Annotated in this window: 1 protein-coding gene and 1 pseudogene; both read left to right on the top strand. The window is 51.2% G+C overall.

Annotated features, from left to right (window positions below):
• The first annotated feature begins 639 nt into the window (after nucleotides 1–639).
• Nucleotides 640–1,401, top strand: a complete 762-nt coding sequence (locus tag B5D61_RS25495) for a hypothetical protein (RefSeq protein ID WP_078816243.1) — start codon at nucleotides 640–642, stop codon at nucleotides 1,399–1,401.
• Nucleotides 1,402–1,485: 84 nt separating this feature from the next.
• Nucleotides 1,486–1,640 (top strand): annotated as a pseudogene (locus B5D61_RS26930) (transporter substrate-binding protein); the annotation flags it as partial.

The following is a 1,640-nucleotide window of genomic DNA, read 5'->3' as shown; positions in this document are numbered from 1 at the left end:
ACGAAAGCGGATGGACAGTTCAAGATCCTGAAGTCCTACGACAACGTCTATGGCGAACCCTTCCTCAAAGGCACCTTCAAGCCTAAGGAGTAAGGGAGTGAATGAATTTCCCTTAGCCCTTTAAAGGTCGAGGGTTTGTTGATGAGAACAAATTGGGGCGGCTCGTTTGGTCGCGAGCCGCTCCTCTCTTGTAAGTTAAGCTAGTTGGTTAATGTTGGTTAGGTGTAAGTTGAGGTGCTGGTTGATTTGCCGATAACTCAATTCGGAATTTCAAGCCCGTGAGTATTTCCTGAAAGTCAGATGGAAACGTAAGTATGACTAACACCTGAGTGATAAGATAGGTGTTAATGACATAAAGCAAAGAAGTTAGTCCTGAGTGTAGATCCTTTAGAGAATCCCAAAAAACTCATACCGCAAAGTCTCCAATCCCTTAATCGCACTGATGACTCCAGTGGCAGCGTGGCACGCTTGCTGCTTGGGGTGTTTTGCGTCGCTAGGCACCTGGCGGGGATTCGTTTGACGCCGGATCGTCCCACCAGATGCCGTTAGCGATTCAACACACTAACGAAATCTGTAACGATGAATCTACCTTTAAGGTTGCATGCTACACTCAAAAACTGTGTCCTAGCCACGTCAGCCATGATGCTGACAGCTGGCGGGATCGAGGCCGGAACTCCTGCAAAGGCGCCCGTGGTGGAACCCACTCCTCCGCCACCTTTAATCAGCGGAACCCTGTCGTTGCTGATGGATTCCCACTTTGTGTCGTATGGGCAAGATGTGTGGGGGGCTGGGCAGTCCTGGGAAGATCCACTTTTCCATCCTTCCCTCTCCATCAATTTTAATCTGAGCAGCAATTTCACGTTCTTCGTTGGCGCATGGTTTGACATCAATGACAACAATGAATCCAACTCGACGCTGGGAAATCGCGTTCAGGAAACCGATGTGTGGGCAGGCATCTCCTACAGCTTGGACAAACTGAAATTCACCCTCATCAATCAGTATTGGAACTACGGTGGCAATACGGAAAAGATCATCGATTTCCGCATCGACTACGCAGCTCCGCTGAATCCATACCTCCTGCTTCATGGCCGCTTTGATCGTGGTGCTGCAGTGAATTTCGGTGAGGGTTTGGTGGTTCAGGTGGGGATCAGTCCCACGACGGAATTGGGGCCCTTGACCTTGTCCATGCCGATCGCACTCAGCTACGACACCTATGACTATCACGGTGGCCAGGCCGGCTTCGGTTTCGCTTCCATCGGTCTCGGTGCAACGTTGCCTTTGTCCAAGCATGTGGCCCTCACGGCTTCCCTCGACTACTTCTACACCAACGACAACGTCATCGTCACCAACCCTGATGAGGGTTTCATCCGCGGTCGTGCAGGTGTCGTGATTACTTTCTGAGTTCGTTCTCCGCCTCGCTGCCGGAGCTGATTTTGAGCTCCGGTAGTTGGGCTTTTTTAACCCTTATTCGATTCGATACATTCCATGAAATTGACATCACGATTCTTAAAATCCTTGTTGGCTTTAGCCGCTCTCACTTCCACCTCCACGCTGCGAGCGGAGGAAACCGTGAAGGTGGGCGTGCTGCACTCGCTGAGCGGCACGATGGCCATCTCGGAGACGTCGCTGCGCGACATTTT

Source organism: Prosthecobacter debontii (assembly GCF_900167535.1).
Lineage (GTDB): Bacteria > Verrucomicrobiota > Verrucomicrobiia > Verrucomicrobiales > Verrucomicrobiaceae > Prosthecobacter > Prosthecobacter debontii.
Note: the sequence above shows the minus strand (reverse complement) of the source record. Positions and strands in the feature narration are given on the sequence as shown.

Coding starts and splice junctions, on each gene's coding strand:
- B5D61_RS25495 (WP_078816243.1), top strand. CDS start 640: ATGATGCTGACAGCTGGCGGGATCGAGGCCGGAACTCCTGCAAAGGCG.